At 53.7% G+C, this 15,036-nt stretch carries 13 protein-coding genes and 2 tRNA genes; 11 read left to right on the top strand and 4 right to left on the bottom strand.

The features are described 5' to 3' along the window. The first annotated feature begins 19 nt into the window (after window positions 1-19). Entirely contained in the window at window positions 20-868 is an 849-nt protein-coding gene (locus tag WMO24_RS08565; protein WP_349215980.1) for a hypothetical protein, read from the top strand. Window positions 869-929: 61 nt separating this feature from the next. Here the strand turns inward: WMO24_RS08565 and WMO24_RS08560 are convergent, their stop codons facing one another. The 3 genes from WMO24_RS08560 to WMO24_RS08550 form a co-directional block, all read right to left on the bottom strand. Further along, window positions 930-1,466: a biotin transporter BioY gene (locus tag WMO24_RS08560; protein ID WP_349215979.1), complete on the bottom strand. Its 537-nt coding sequence runs from the start codon at window positions 1,464-1,466 to the stop codon at window positions 930-932. Next, window positions 1,463-2,446, bottom strand: a complete 984-nt coding sequence (locus WMO24_RS08555; protein ID WP_349215978.1) for a biotin--[acetyl-CoA-carboxylase] ligase — start codon at window positions 2,444-2,446, stop codon at window positions 1,463-1,465. Before WMO24_RS08555 ends, WMO24_RS08560 begins: the two co-directional genes overlap by 4 nt. Before the next feature lie 128 nt (window positions 2,447-2,574). Continuing rightward, window positions 2,575-3,702, bottom strand: a complete 1,128-nt coding sequence (locus WMO24_RS08550) for a DUF362 domain-containing protein (RefSeq protein WP_349215977.1) — start codon at window positions 3,700-3,702, stop codon at window positions 2,575-2,577. 132 nt (window positions 3,703-3,834) lie between these two features. Here WMO24_RS08550 and WMO24_RS08545 point away from each other — a divergent pair. After that, window positions 3,835-3,910, top strand: a tRNA-Thr gene (locus WMO24_RS08545). Window positions 3,911-3,939: 29 nt separating this feature from the next. Here WMO24_RS08545 and WMO24_RS08540 read toward each other — a convergent pair. Beyond that, on the bottom strand, window positions 3,940-4,773 hold the full coding sequence (locus tag WMO24_RS08540; RefSeq protein WP_349215976.1) for a GNAT family N-acetyltransferase: 834 nt from the start codon (window positions 4,771-4,773) through the stop codon (window positions 3,940-3,942). A gap of 188 nt (window positions 4,774-4,961) precedes the next feature. Here WMO24_RS08540 and WMO24_RS08535 point away from each other — a divergent pair. The 9 genes from WMO24_RS08535 (at window position 4,962) to WMO24_RS08495 (ending at window position 15,007) form a co-directional block, all read left to right on the top strand. Further along, window positions 4,962-5,047: transfer RNA gene (locus WMO24_RS08535), tRNA-Tyr, on the top strand. Window positions 5,048-5,510: 463 nt separating this feature from the next. Next, window positions 5,511-6,443, top strand: a complete 933-nt coding sequence (locus tag WMO24_RS08530; protein ID WP_349215975.1) for a ParM/StbA family protein — start codon at window positions 5,511-5,513, stop codon at window positions 6,441-6,443. A 14-nt stretch (window positions 6,444-6,457) separates the two neighbouring features. Next, entirely contained in the window at window positions 6,458-6,715 is a 258-nt protein-coding gene (locus WMO24_RS08525) for a plasmid segregation centromere-binding protein ParR (protein WP_316687181.1), read from the top strand. A 144-nt stretch (window positions 6,716-6,859) separates the two neighbouring features. Next, the gene (locus WMO24_RS08520) at window positions 6,860-7,519 is read left to right on the top strand and encodes a hypothetical protein (RefSeq protein WP_148485950.1); all 660 of its coding nucleotides are present in this window, start codon (window positions 6,860-6,862) and stop codon (window positions 7,517-7,519) included. Window positions 7,520-7,657: 138 nt separating this feature from the next. Further along, complete coding sequence (gene dcm, locus WMO24_RS08515) at window positions 7,658-8,800, top strand: DNA (cytosine-5-)-methyltransferase (RefSeq protein WP_055141797.1); 1,143 nt, start codon at window positions 7,658-7,660, stop codon at window positions 8,798-8,800. Continuing rightward, entirely contained in the window at window positions 8,787-9,749 is a 963-nt protein-coding gene (locus tag WMO24_RS08510; protein WP_055141796.1) for an amidoligase family protein, read from the top strand. The genes dcm and WMO24_RS08510 overlap by 14 nt, the downstream gene beginning before the upstream one ends. A gap of 3 nt (window positions 9,750-9,752) precedes the next feature. Then, window positions 9,753-10,274 (top strand): gamma-glutamylcyclotransferase family protein, encoded by a 522-nt coding sequence (locus WMO24_RS08505; protein WP_070100432.1) that lies wholly within the window; start codon window positions 9,753-9,755, stop codon window positions 10,272-10,274. A gap of 78 nt (window positions 10,275-10,352) precedes the next feature. Further along, complete coding sequence (locus WMO24_RS08500) at window positions 10,353-14,258, top strand: SpaA isopeptide-forming pilin-related protein (protein WP_349215974.1); 3,906 nt, start codon at window positions 10,353-10,355, stop codon at window positions 14,256-14,258. Further along, a complete protein-coding gene (locus WMO24_RS08495; RefSeq protein ID WP_055141794.1) occupies window positions 14,255-15,007 on the top strand; it encodes a class B sortase in 753 nt (250 codons plus the stop codon). The genes WMO24_RS08500 and WMO24_RS08495 overlap by 4 nt, the downstream gene beginning before the upstream one ends. Window positions 15,008-15,036: the final 29 nt, after the last annotated feature.

Raw genomic sequence — 15,036 nt, 5'->3', positions numbered from 1 at the left:
AAAGAATAGGAGGGATTCCATGCAATTTCGGTACAATCCGGACCAGCGCAACCGGGACGCCCGCGCTCTGGCCGCGCTGGATGAGCAGATGCCCGGCGCGCTGCGCTTTTACCAGAAGCGCAACCGGTTTGCCTGGGCCGCATTTCTTCTGCGCTGCGGGGTGGTGCTTTACACCGCCGTCATGTACATTGTTTTGATGGGCGACTACACCAGGGCCGCCAGCACGCTGCTGGGACTGGTGGTGGCCGGGCTGCTGTGCATTCTCATCAGCCGGGGCAACTGGGTCTGGTCGCTGTTTCTTCTGCTGTGGGGCGTGATGGGCCTGCGGGACAGCATTCCCATTTTGACCAGCGCCTCCAACTACGTGCTCTCCTTTGTGGGGCTGGCGGCGCTGGAATGCGCGGTATCGCTGGTCTGGCTGGTGCTTTTTGTGCTGCTGCTGACCGGCGGCGGTCTGCGCTTTGCGCCCGCGGTGGCGCAGGCGCTGAAAAACGGCGTGGCCGAGCCTGCCGCGGCGCCCGCGAAAGAGCCGCAGCCCGAACCCAGGCCGGAACCCGCGCAGGTGGAATCCATTGAGCCGGTGGGCCGGCCTTACCCCGCGGGCAGCGCGGAGGGCCGGATCTCTCTTTTGACCGCGCGCTGGAACGGCCACGCGCTGGTGCTGGACCATTGTGCCGCGGAAACGCGCCTGGTGGTGGACGGATTTGTGCGGTGCCTGCTGCCCGGAACGCGGCGCACCCAGGGGTTCTGCCTGTGTGCCGAGCTGGACGGCGTCCTTCTCCGGGGCATTGTGCTGCCCCGGCCCGGCGGTTACGCCGCGGCGCTGTACGCGGGCAACGACCAGCTGGCCCGTGCCACGCGGCCCTGATCGCAAAAACAAAAGGAACGGTTCCTGCCACGGAACCGTTCCTTTTTTGTATGCGGAGAAATTATTGCAGCAGGCCCGCCTGTGCCATGCGCTGCTGCAAAAGCCGACCCAGTACATAGGCGCAGGCCGCCTTGCAGATGTCGGGCAGGATGAAGGGCGTGACACACCAGGCCAGGCTCTGAACCAGCGTGGTGCCGGTGACCACCATGAACCAGGCGGTGCCGAACCCGTAGCAAAGCAAAAGGCCCACGGCCATGCCCAGCGCGGTCACCACGGGCTTGTCCAGGCGGCGCGCCGCCGCCGTCACGCCCGCAATGGCGATGTAGCCGATCACGTAGCCGCCGGTTTTGCCGAACAGAGCCGCGGGGCCGGCCATCATGCCGGCAAACACCGGAACACCCACCAGGCCCATGGCCATATACACGGTCAGGGAGATCACCGCCCAGCCGGGCGTCATCAGCATGCCCGCCAGGTAAGCGCCCAGCACCGCCAGATTAAAGGGCACCGGCCCGATGGAAAGCTGAATTTGTGACAGCACCGCCGTCACCGCGGCCAGCAGCGCCGCCTGCACCAGATTTCTCGCTTGACTTTTTCTCACAATGAACCTCCCTGTTTGACGCGGATGCTGACCTCGCCAAAGGACAGCTCCTCGGTTTTTCCTTCGCTGTTTTCGATCAAAAGATGGCCGTCCGGCGTGATGGACAGCGCACGGGCCGGCCGCCGGGTGCCGTTCTGGATCACAAAGATCTCCTTGCCGGGCACCAGGTTGTGGGCGATGTAATCTTCCATAAACGGCGTGGCCGGCAGCTGCTCGGCCATGTCCCACAACTCGTTGGCGATCTCGGCGGCGATGCGGCAGCGCTGCACCGGCTCGCCGGGGTCAAAAATGGAGCCGGCCACGTCCCGAATCTCCGGCGGAAAGCCGCCCTCCGGCTCCAGCAGGTTCAGGCCGATGCCCACCACCACATAGTCCACGCCGCCGCTTTCCATATCGGCGGCCGCCTCGGTCAGGATGCCGCAGCATTTTTTTCCGTTCCGGTACAGGTCGTTCACCCATTTGATCTCCAGTTCCCGGCCGCACACCTTCCGGATGGCCCGGTACACCGCCACGGCCGCCGCACTGGTGATGGGCACCGCGCATTCCATGGGAAGCCCGCTGCGCAGCAGCATGGTCAGATACAGCCCGGTGCCCGGGGGCGAGGAGAAGCTGCGCCCTCTTCGGCCGCGGCCGCCGGTCTGCGCGTCGGCCACCACCAGGGTGCCGTGGGGCGCGCCCTGGGCGGCCAGCTCCTTGGCGGTCAGGTTGGTGGAGACCACTTCCCGCTCCACCACCAGCCGGGGCACCGGCCGGGTCAGATACGGCCGCACCCCCTGCTCCGACAGCACCTCGCTGGTACTGCGCATGGTATAGCCCTTGTTGGGCACTGCCTCGATGCTATGCCCCTGCTTCTGCAGTTCCTTGACGGCCTTCCACACCGCCGCCCGGGAGATCCCCAGCCGGTCGGCCAGCGCCTGACCGGAAAACGCCTGCTCCCGATGGGTCTCCAGCAGGCTCAAAATCTCTTCTTTGGTGCTCATGTCCCTCTCTCCTCTGCGGATTCTTCTCTTATTATACGGCCCGCGCGCCAATTGTCAACTATAAAATATTTTTAGGTTTACAATCAATTTAAAAAACACGGTCCCCGAAACAGGGACCGTGCAGAAATTCAGCGAACGGTGACCAGCTCATAGCTGCGGGTGCCCAGGCCGATTTTCTCGCCGTGCTCCACACAACTTTTCCAGTTGGTGTCGGGTGCGCTGTTGCAGAAGTGGTCGTGCAGATCGCAGGCGCCCTCCCGGTGCAGATTTTCGTACAGCTGGCTGCCGGGCAGAACGGGCATCCGGTTGCAGGCATCGGCACAGGCCACGTCCAGCGCCACCGGGTCGAAGCTGGCGAACATGCCCACGTCCGGAATGATGGCCGCGTCGTTTTCGCCGTGGCAGTCGCAGTTGGGCGACACCTGGTTGACGATGTTGACGTAGAAGGCGGGGCGGCCGTCCACCACCGCTTTGGCGTACTCGGCCATTTTGCAGTTCAATTCGTCGTTGGCGTGGTAGTTGTTGTTGGCGATGGCGTCAAAGTTGCATGCGCCGATGCACCGGCCGCAGCCCACGCACTTGTTGTGGTCGATGGAAGCTTTGCGGTTTTCGTCAAAAGAGATGGCGTCATGGGCGCAGTTGCGGGCGCACATGTGGCAGCCGCGGCACAGCTCCTGGTCCACGCTGGGCTTTCCGCCGCAGTGCATTTCCATCTTGCCCGCGCGGGAGCCGCAGCCCATGCCCACGTTCTTGATGGCGCCGCCGAAACCGGTGCTCTCATGGCCCTTGAAATGTGCCAGCGAGATGAACACATCCGCGTCCATCACGGCCCGGCCGATCTTGGCGCTTTTCACATACTCGCCGCCCTGCACGGGGACCTCCACCTCGTCGGTGCCCTTCAGGCCGTCGGCAATGATCACATGGCAGCCGGTGGAGAAGGGCGAAAACCCGTTTTCATACGCGGCGTCCATGTGATCCAGCGCGTTTTTGCGCCGGCCCACATACAGGGTGTTGCAATCGGTCAGGAAGGGCTTTCCGCCCAGGCTTTCCACCACGTCGGCCACGGTTTTGGCAAAGTTGGGGCGCAGGTAGGACAGGTTGCCCGGCTCGCCGAAGTGAATTTTGATGGCAGTGAATTTGTCCTGAAAATCGATCTGCTCGATGCCGGCCCGGCGCATCAGCTTTTCCAGCTTCTGCTGAAGGTTCAGGCCCGGGCGGGCGCGCATATCGGTAAAGTAAACAGTCGCTTTTTCCATGTCAGTGCTCCTTTTTTAAATATCCGCTGTATTCTATCATAGCGAAATCCCGCGCCGCTTTCAAGAAAGGTTCAAAAAAAGCTTGATTTTTTTGCTGATAGCCGATATACTAATACAGTGTCCTGTTAAGGTGCTGGTGTAGCTCAGCTGGTAGAGCAGCTGATTTGTAATCAGCAGGTCGGGGGTTCGAATCCGTCCACCAGCTCCAAAAGCCCGGGTTTTTGCCCGGGCTTTTTCTTATGCCTGCAGCTCCCTGCTCATTTCATACTGTCTGGCAACTTCCTGAAAGCGGAGAGAACGAAGCAATTCCAGCACTTCCGGGTAGGAAGTGTCCACATTTTTGACGATGACCGCGGGGAACTTTGACACCAGGTCCTGAAAAATCTGCCCCAGTGCCGAAAGGTCCCTGTATCCCATCTGGACCACCGCCCCGCTCTCCTGTTCAAAGACACAGAAAGCGGCAATGCCGTCCTGCGCCTGCCGGTACCACACGCGGTAAAGCTGCGGCGTCCGCTTCAGAACCGGCGTTGTATGTTCAAAGCACGGGTCCACACACCGGCAGTTCGCGGCCGGGACCTCAAATTGCGAAAATTCCTGCTCCTGCACCGGAAACGGCAGGGTCTGCGCCGCCTGCCCGTCCCCTTTGAAAACGACGTATTCCCGCCGCGTGGAAAAACCCAGCCTTTGGTACAGCCGGATGGCCCGCCGGTTCTGCTGCAGTACTTCCAGATAGTAGGCCTGCACGTTCTGCCGGGCCAGCTGCTGTTCGGCAAACTGAAACAAACGGGTGAACACCTGTTTTCCCCGGTGCTCCGGCACCACCCCGGTGCCCGCGTCGAACACCGCGTTCTGGCCGTTGTAAACGCTTCTTGTATTGAAAAGGAACCCCACCAGCCGCCCGTTTTGAAACGCGCCGTAGGACTGGGCAAGGTCGACGCCGCTCATTTCCAGACGTTTTTGCAGCTGTGCCGCGCTCAAATCGGCCGAAAAATAATAGTCCGAAAACGCCGCGCGAAAGCACTCTGCGATCTGCTCATAAGAAGTGTGCTCCAAAGTTTGGTATTGGTACATTGTTTTCCACCTCTTCCCGGAAGGATTCCAAGGAGCATGGTACCGCACTTTCGCGCAGAATGCACCTGTGTGCTCCGGGGCAGGACAAAAAGGGGGGAAACTTTTGCAAGAAAGGGTTGACAAAAGTCCCGGCGCCTGTTATTATAATTAAGCACTCTTTTTGAGAGAGCCGCCTGAAAAAAGAATATGGGAGAGTTCCCGAGTGGCCAATGGGGGCAGACTGTAAATCTGTTGCGTCTTCGCTTCGATGGTTCGAATCCATCCTCTCCCACCAGATTATGTGCCTGATTTTACTGTCAGGCACATTTTTCTTAGTATTCATGCGGGTTTGCGGGCTTTTTTCCGTTTCAAAAAAGGATTGGTGTCCCATTACTGTCATCCCCGTTTTTAGAGATATCTGCAAAGCTAAGCGGAGTTTTCACCTGATTTTTCAGGCTGGGAACTCCGCTTTTTTGCGTTTACCACTCTTTTTTCCCGTTGTCGGAACTGTAAAAGTTTTCGGCAGATATATAGATAGATTGACGAAAGCCCCAAATGGGCCAATTTCAAGCCCTCAAGATACAAGGGGGTAGTGCGCCCTTTTTTAGAACCGCTCCGGCTGAATGGCCGGGGCGGTTTTCCGCTTTTCCCCCCTCTCACACTCTCCCCCCTAATACTTTACCAGCTGGGAAAGAACAAGATAACTCTAAGCTCTAACTCAGCAAGAACCTCAAGTTTTCAACAACCAACAAGAAAGGATGAGTAAAACCATGAACATTGGCATCGACCATGGCTATTACGCAATCAAAACCCGGCATTTTTCTTTCCCAGCCGGTATTGCAGAGTATTCCCATGAACCCTACACCTTGCAAAACACACTGGAATTCGGCGGGAAGTTTTATGTCTGCGGAACCGGCAGACAGCCGATCCTGCGTAACAAAATGGAAAACGACAATTACTACCTGCTTACTCTTGCAGCCATCGCCAAGGAAATCAAACAGCGAGGTGGAAAAACGGAGTGTTCGGTGCGCATTGCCGCCGGGCTGCCTTTGGCCGGATTTGGCCGGGAGAAAAAGCCCTTCCGAGAATACCTTCTGCGTTCTTCCCAGCCGGTGTGCTTCAAGTTTGAAGGAATTGCCTACAAAATCACCATCGAGGATGTGAAACTGTTCCCACAAGGCTATTCCGCCATTGCTCTGCATTCGGAACTCATCCAGAATGAGCCTTCTGTTCTTCTCATGGACATCGGCGGCTGGACTGTTGATCTGATGCGGCTGGATAATGGTGTTCCCAATGCGGCTACCTGCCGAAGTCTGGAACTCGGTATGATCCGCTGCATTGATGAAACGAAAGAACAGGTCCGCCGGGATACCGGGCTGTCTGTGACCGACGCTCAGGTGGAGCGTGTTCTGACAGGAAAGCCCTGCAGTATGGATGAGGACGCCCGAAACATTATCCAGAAACAAGGGCGGCTTTACAAAGAGAGCCTTCTTTCGGCAGCTATGGAATCAGGGTTTGACCTGAAAGCCATCCCGGTGGTGATGCTGGGCGGCGGCGCATCGGTAGTCAAGGGCAACGTGAGCGAACAGGACAGCCTGTGTCGGGTTTTTGCCCTGATAGACGACAAGGTAAACGCTGAAGGGTTCGAGAGGATTTTGGGGCAGTTTTCGGGCGGTGTGGGCAAGGCATGAGCAGGCCCCTATTTATGTTCCGCCCCAACCTCCAGAATGAAGAACATCGCAGAGCATGGGAAATTCTGCAGACTGTGCCGGAAGGCCAGAAAAACGCCTTTCTGGTACAGGTGATTCTGGAAAATGCCCAGCGAGAAGAACTGGAAACAATTCTGCGCCGGGTACTGCGGGAAGAACTCAAAGCTGTGCCTTCCCAGCCCATACCACAGCAGGAAGAAGCCATTCCGAAGGAGATGATGGGCTTCCTTGGTTCCCTGTTGAGAGAAGAATAACCCCCACATAGCCTTTATTGGTTGTGACGTTTGTCGAGCCTGCTTTGACTGAAAGGTTGTTGGTCTTGGTAATAGCTTTATCCGGCGGGTTGCAGTATGCTTGTGTTGCCCGAAAGGGAAAGAACGAAAAAAGGAGCGATAGGCGTGGAAACAAAGGGCGTAACCTGCAAAATCCCGCTGGATCTGCATAACCAAATCAGCGAGGAAATCAGGGAAACGGAAAGTACGATGAGCAAATTCATCGAAATGATCATCCGGGAGCATTATGAGAAAGGGGCTAACAGAATTATGGAAAAAGGAAGAACATTAGCATTTCAGGTGAGCGAGGAATTGTTCCAGAGGGTAAAGGAATACCTTGAAAACTATGAGAAAGCCTATCATCGCCGCCTCACCCAAAAAGAATTCGTGATTGGGCTGATCGAACAGGCGCTGGAAGAAGCGGAAGAAGAATTCGAAGCCGCCAGAGCAGCCGAGCACGAGGAACAGGCTGAAAACGGCTGGGAAGCCGCAGAAATCGCTGAAAGCGATGAGGACGAGGAAGTATCCGATGACGAGGAACCAGAGGACTGGGACGAAGAAAATGGCGAAACCGAGGGACTCAGTGCTGATGAAGAAACAACCGGGAGCAGCTGGGAACCTGCAGAAAACACCGAAACCGGTGAGGGCGAGGAAGAACCCAGCGAGGACGATGAGGATACTACACCGGAAAGCTGGAATCAGGATGAGGAAGAAGAAACCGAGCCGGATGACGATACCATAGAATCCGGCGAAACCAATGAAAATGAAGATGAAACCTACGCATAACACAGCCAGCAGCAGCCCGCAGGAAACTGCGGGCTGTTTTCATATATATTTCATTTCACCATGGGAAAGGGGCGATGTCCATTGATTGTGTGTTAGCTTTTAGTATCATACAAGATAAGGGGCGTGATATAGAAAACCATACGATATATTGACCTGTTCTCCGGTATTGGCGGGTTCCGGGAAGGACTCACCCGTGCCGGAGGATTTACCTGTGTAGGACACTGCGAAATCGACAAAAAAGCCAATCAAAGCTATGAAGCCTTGTTCGATACCAAAGGAGAGTGGTTCTGTGAAGATATCCGAAAAGCCGATCCGAGCGATATCCCCGACTTCGAACTCCTGTGCGGAGGTTTTCCCTGTCAGTCTTTTTCGATTGCTGGAAACCGTGGGGGATTTTCCGATCCAAGAGGTACCTTGTTCTTTGAAATTGCCCGGCTGACTGCGGCAAAAAGACCTGCGTATCTGCTGCTTGAAAATGTTCCCGGACTGCTTAATCATGACGGGGGCAGGACATTTGCGGCCATCCTCCATACGCTGGACAGACTGGGGTATGGTTTGGAATGGCAGGTGCTCAACAGCAAAGATTTTGGAGTCCCCCAATCCAGAAAAAGGGTGTATCTTATCGGATATCTTGATGAACGATGCAGAGGAAAAATATTTCCTTTCACCGAAACAGCAGGAATATCTCTTGTACAAATCCTGCCCGGAGCTCAGGGAGAAAGAATCTATTCCACAAAAGGAATAAGCTGTACCCTTGCTGCACAAACGGGTGGATTTGGCGGGAAAACCGGACTGTATGAAGTTGGGCTTCCGATTAAGGAAAACACGAAAAAAGGCTATAAAATGGCGTATCCCGGCGACAGCATCAGTTTGGCGTTTGCCGGACTGAATACCCGCCGCGGCAGAGTTGGCAGAAAAATCGCCCATACCCTCACCACAAACAGCGACCAAGGAACCTTGGAAGCCCGTGCGGTCCTTACCCCGGAAAGGGAAACTGTCCGTCAGAACGGGCGGCGAATCAAATCTGCGGAAGAACCCATGTTCACCCTCACCGCCCAAGACCGCCACGGTGTTTTTTTCGGCGGCCGAATCCGCAGGCTGACTCCAAAAGAATGCCTGCGGCTGCAAGGCTGGCGGGACGAACAGATCGACAGAGTGCTTCCTATTCAATCGGACGCACAGCTCTACAAACAGGCCGGAAACGGCGTTACCGTTACAGTGGTGGAAGCCATCGGCAAACGGTTGGCTTCTGCCCATCGGGAGGTGAATGCCATCGATTGATCTGAAAGACCAATATTTCGGCTGTGAAATTGAGATGACGGGACTCACCCGCCAGCAGGCAGCAGAAGCCGTGGCTTCCCTGTTTGGAACCAACGCTGTCCATTCCCGTTCTTCCCGCACCTATGATCCGTGGGAAGTGACCGATAACGAGGGAAAAACATGGCGGTTTGTTTACGACTCCAGTATCCATGGTTCTCATCGAACCGGGCGGCAGCAGGTTCCAATCGGTGATGGTGACTACAAGGTGGAGATGAATTCCCCAAAACTGGAGTACAGCGAAATGGGAAAACTGCAGGAAGTTGTCCGTACCCTGCGCCATGCAGGAGCTGTTGTCAATGGAAGCTGCGGTATGCACGTTCATGTGGACGCTTCCAAGCATACACCGCAGAGCCTGAAAAACGCCCTTTCCATTATGTATTCCAAAGAGGATATCCTGTTCAAAGCCTTAAATGTAAACGAGAGCCGGGTGGAACGCTGGTGCCAGAAGGTGCGGGAACCCATGCTGGAGAAAATCCGTAAACTTCCAAGCAATACTACCATGGATCGGTTAAGGCGGGAATGGTATGAAGGCTCTGACGGAAGCTACGAGCATTACAACTGGACAAGATACTATGCCTTAAACCTTCATTCTGTGTTTTACCGTGGAACCTTGGAATGGCGCTGTTTTGAAAGCACCCTCCATGCAGGCAAAGTCAGGGCAAACATCACGCTGGCACTGGCGATCTCTGCACAGGCTATTAACCAGAGCCGGACAGTCATGCGGAAAACCGAGATCAGCGAAAACCCTGCCTTTACCTTCCGCACCTTTCTGCTGCGCCTTGGTCTTATTGGACCGGAATACAAAAATGTGCGAGAACATCTGCTTTCAAAGCTTCCCGGCGACAGGGCATGGCGCTACGATAAAGCTCAATACCCCAGCCTGCAGAACCGCCAAAACCATGAACGATAGGAGATGATCAAAACCAAAGAAAAACTTTATTTTGCGTATGGTTCTAATATGAACCTGAATCAGATGGCGTTTCGCTGTCCGGATGCAGAAGTTGTGGAATCCGTCCGGTTAGAGGGATACCGCCTTGCGTTCCGCACCAATGGCGGCGGGAATGGCGTTGCCACCATTCTGCCGGAAGAAGGAAGCTATGTGGACGGCGTCCTTTGGCGTATTTCCGAACGGGACGAACAGCATCTGGATCATTACGAAGGATTTCCCTTTTTATATGGGAAAGAGCCTGTTACAGTGACAAATCAGGACGGAGTCAGACGGGAAATCATGGCCTATACTATGAACAGCCCGTATAAAGACAAACCCGCCATGCCCTCTGTTTCCTATTTGGAAGGTATTCTGAATGGATGCAGACAAAATGGGATCGATACCCAAACTGTAATCGAAGCGGTTCGCTGTACACAGCAGGAACTGCCTCAGAAGGTAGTCCCTCACAAAAAACAGCGCCATCCCAAACACAAAGAAGAACGATAAATTGACTTGCCCCCGTAAGTTGAGAGTTTTCTTTCAGCCTGCGGGGGCATTTTTTATTTTATCCGAAAGGAGAACTTCATGAAAAAATATCTAAAAAGACTTCTGTCTATGATGATGGCAGTGCTTCTTTGCTTTGGTATTGTACCAAGCAATGCTTTTGCCGCTGAATACGAGTATGATGGATATATCTCCATGATCGACTATAACGGCAGAGGATATTCTCTTAGCTCCAGCCTTCCGGCGCCATTTGGCGGATACAGCACAGATAAGTTTACTGAACTGCGAATTAACGATTTAACAGCTTTCCGCACCGCCTATTGCATCCAGCTTGGCGTGGCAACCCATACCGGGATTGGCTATGACCAGTCGGATGATTATGCCGCCCTTACCATGGAACAGAAAGCAATGATCAACACTGCTCTGACCTTGGGATATAACGTGGAAACCGGCACTAAGTACGGCGGGAGCGCCATGGATGAATACATTGCCACCCAAATCCTCATTTGGCTGATTGCCCACGGGCAGCTTGGCACCGGATATGAAAACCAGATCGTGAATGAAATTACTGCCAACAGCCCTGCGGCAAAGACGATCTTTCAGAAGCTGAGGGAAAACGTGGTTACTTATCACACCGTTCCATCCTTTGCCACCGACAATCCCAGTGCGGTCGGCGCATATACACATGACCTCAAATACAATGAGGACACTGGAAAAAATGAAACCACACTGGTGGATGAAAACAATGTTCTCAAAGATTTCTCCGTCAGCTATCCGGGAGTGGATTTTTCCATCAGCGGGAACAAACTTCATGTTTCTACGGATAAAAAGGAATTCGGTACAATCACCGCAGAAAAGGAGCTGCCTTCCTCTATCCCCGGTGTTGTAACAGGCGGCACCAAATACTGGCTGCGTGATGAATACCAGAATGTAGTCACTTTTGACGTCAAAGGCTCCGCTGAACCCGTAAAGTGCTATTTTTCCCTTGAGATCAAGGCGGGTACCCTGCAGCTTGTGAAAACCTCCGAAGATGGCGAGGTTTCCGGCATTCCTTTTCATATTTCCGGGAATGGAATCGAAAAAGACGTGGTGACCGGACCGGACGGAAGCATCCGGGTAGACAATCTCCAAGCTGGAACATACACCGTAACGGAACGTGCCCCGGACAAATATGTCCAGCCTGAATCCAAGCAGGTAACCATCTATCCCGGCCAGACTTCCAGCGTGAGTTTTTCCAATCTTCTGAAGAAATTTACAGTTAAATTGGATAAAGTGGATTCCGAAACCGAGGAAGCACAAGGCGATTCCAGTTTGGATGGCGCTTTATACGGTATGTTCAAAGGGGAAAATCTGCTGGATACCTATACCACAGCAAACGGGGGCAAATTCACCACCAAGGAATACCCCTGCGGATCGGATTATACAATTCGTGAGATTACGCCCAGCGAAGGATACCTGCTGGACGAAACCATCTATCCGGTAGGTGCAGAACCGGGAAATTTCACCTTGGAAAACAACAGCATCCCCATGACCGCTACAGAGGATGTTATCCTCGGCAGCATTGCTATCACCAAGCATACGGACAAACCTGCTGAGAGCAGCGATTCCGATCAGATCGAGCAGCCAGAAGAAGGCGCTCAGTTCCAGATTTATCTGGCCAGCGCAGGCAGCTATGAGAACGCAAAAGAAACCGAGCGTGACCTGCTGACCACCGATTCCTATGGATTTGCCCGTTCAAAGGACCTTCCGTATGGCTTGTATGTGGTGCATCAGACCAAAGGTGCCCAAGGACAGAAATTTGTCCCAGACTTCTCCGTGTTCATTTCTGAGCACGGTAAAACCTATTATTTCATTCTCAATAACCCCACCTTTACCTCGCTCATCCGCTTTGAGAAGAAAGACGCCGAATCCGGCAAAATTATTCCTCTGGCGGGAACAGCAGTCAAAATCCGCAACGCTGATACCGGCGAGTGGGTAGTACAGCATATCAATTACCCCAGCCCCATCGATATCGACACCTTTGTGACGGACTCCACAGGAACCCTTATGCTGCCGGAACCGCTTCCGTTTGGAAATTACGAGCTGTATGAACAGCAGAGTCCATGGGGATATGTTCTTGACAAAGAGCCGGTTCCCTTTGTGGTGGACGGTTCACAGGACGTGGTTACAGTGGAGAAATACAATATCCCGCAAAAGGGAACGATTACAGTCTCCAAAGAGGGCGAAGTATTTAAGTCTGTTGCAGAATCCGGCGGGATGTACCAGCCTCAGTATGAGGTGCAGGGCCAGCCGGGCGCTGTTTATGAAATCACAGCACTGGAAGATGTCGTTACCCCGGACGGAACCGTCCACCTGAAAGCAGGCGAACTGGCGGCTACTTTGACCACCGGAAGTGACGGGACCGCCACCTCGGAACCTTTGTATCTCGGCCGCTATCAGGTGAAGGAAATCACTGCGCCGGATGGCATGGTAATCGATCCTGAACCCAAGGAAGTCGTTTTGTCCTATGCCGGTCAGGAAGTAGAGATCACCTCCGCCAGCATTGGTTTCGTCAATGAACGCCAGAAAGTGGAGATTTCCCTCAAGAAGTTGCTGGAACAGGACGAAACCTTCTCCCTCGGCATGAATGAGGAATGGAAAAACATTACTTTCGGACTGTTCGCTACGGAACAACTGACCGCCTCCGATGGTACCTCCATCCCGGCAGACGGGCTGATGGAAACAATCGGCATTGACGAGAATGGGAATGCCGTATTTACAACCGACATCCCCTGCGGGGCTTCCCTGTATGTACAGGAAATCGGAACCGACGATCACTACATTTTGAGCGACAAAAAATCCCCTGTGGTGTTTGAGTATGCCGGACAGGATGTGGCGAAAGTGGAAATTGAAGCGAACGATGGAGAAGCCATTGAAAATACCTTAAAGCGCGGCAAGGTATCCGGCTGGAAGGTCGATCAGGATGGTTTTGAATTAGGCGGCGCTGTTATCGGCCTGTTCCGTTTTGACGAAACGGAGTTTACCGAAGAAACCGCCCTCATGGTCACCGAGAGCAATGAAATCGGGTACTTTGAGTTTGATAATGTGCCTGCTGGAAACTTCCTCGTGCGTGAAATCGCATCTCCGGAAGCCTTCGTATTGACGGAAGAAATCTTCCCGGTAGAAATCACCGAGGACGGACAGACCATCGAAATCACCATTGAAAACCAGATCATCAAAGGTACCGCCGAAACCATAAAGGTGGACGCCGATTATCCGGACCACAAGCTGTCCGGGGCTGTTTTTGAAGTTTATGCCGATGTGGACAATAATGGTGAATTCAATGCGGATATCGACAAGCTGGCAGGTGAAATGACAGAAACCGAACCGGGCCTCTACCAGATGAAGGATCTTGTTTATAGAAATTACTTCCTGCATGAGAAGGAAGCGCCGGAATTTTTCGAAAAGGATGACGGATATTATCCTTTCTCCATTACTGAGAATGAAGCGATTGTCCGCATCGAAACCGAAGCTGGCGAAGGGTTCCTGAACAAAGCGCAGACCGGTTCCCTAAAGGTGGTAAAGACCGCCGACGATGATAAGGTCGAAGGGCGCACCTTCAAAATCAGCGGTACTGACTTCATGGGCAATGCCTATGAGCAGGAATTCAAAACGGATGAAAACGGTGAAATCAATCTCACTCTCCGTGTGGGAGAATACACCGTATCTGAAGTAGCTGGCGAAGATTCCGAAAAGTATATTCTGCCTGACGATCAGACCGTAGAAATCAAGGCAGGCGAAACAACGACCGTAAAGATGCATAACAAGCTGGTGCCGGAGGTTCCCTCTGTTCCGCAGACCGGCGATAACCCGTGGATGCCTGCCATCCTTGGCACTCTTGCAGGCTTGGCAGTTTTGTCCGGCGGCGCTCTGCTTTTCCTGCGCTATACAGGTAAAAAGCGCAAATCTGCTGATCAGGCCGATGAGGATCAAGGCACAGAAGAATGAAAATCTTTCTAAAAGGATTTTGCATCGGCCTTTTGTGCCTGAGCCTATTGGGACTTCTCTGGTTTTTGGTTCTACAGCCGGGGCTGACCAATGGAGAAGCACAAGCCCTGAAAAAAGAATACGCACAGCCTCTCCCCGGAGCCGAAAGCTCCGGGGTTTTACCGGCTGGGAAAGAACAGCTCGAACCGGAATCCCTTGTGGACCTTCCCGCTTTGCAGACTGAATACCCGGACATCAAAGGCTGGATTTCCATTCCCGGCACCTGTGTGGATTACCCGGTTTTGCAAAGCAGCGCTGACGATCCCGAATACTATCTGCGGCGTACCTACAAGGGAGAATGGCGCACTGCCGGAAGCATCTTTTTTCAATGGGATTGTTCCGCAGAGAGTCAAAATACCGTGGTCTACGGGCACAACATGAATGACGGGACCATGTTCGCTGTTCTTCAAAAGATGACTGATGAAGCCTTCCGCAACGAACACTCCAAAATCCTGCTGCAGACCAGCAATGGACTGCGGGAATATCAAATTGCGGCTGTGCTGAAAACCGATATCACAAAGTTCCGGTTTAACCGCACTGAATTTGCGGATCATGCGGATTTCCTGTCTTTTCAGAAAGAGCTCTTCGCACAGTCATTATACGAATCCCAAACCATCCACGGCGAGGACTGCCGCCTGCTGACGCTCGTCACCTGTTCCTATGAATGGGAAAACGCCCGCACGGTGGTCATCGCCGCAGAAGTGAGGTGAGAATCAATCAATGGAACCAAAAGCAATTA

The sequence above is a fragment of the Ruthenibacterium intestinale genome, from assembly GCF_040096265.1.
GTDB classification, from domain to species: Bacteria; Bacillota; Clostridia; order Oscillospirales; family Ruminococcaceae; genus Ruthenibacterium; species Ruthenibacterium komagatae.
The sequence above is the reverse complement of the archived record's forward strand: the minus strand, read 5'-3'. Positions and strand labels throughout refer to the sequence as shown.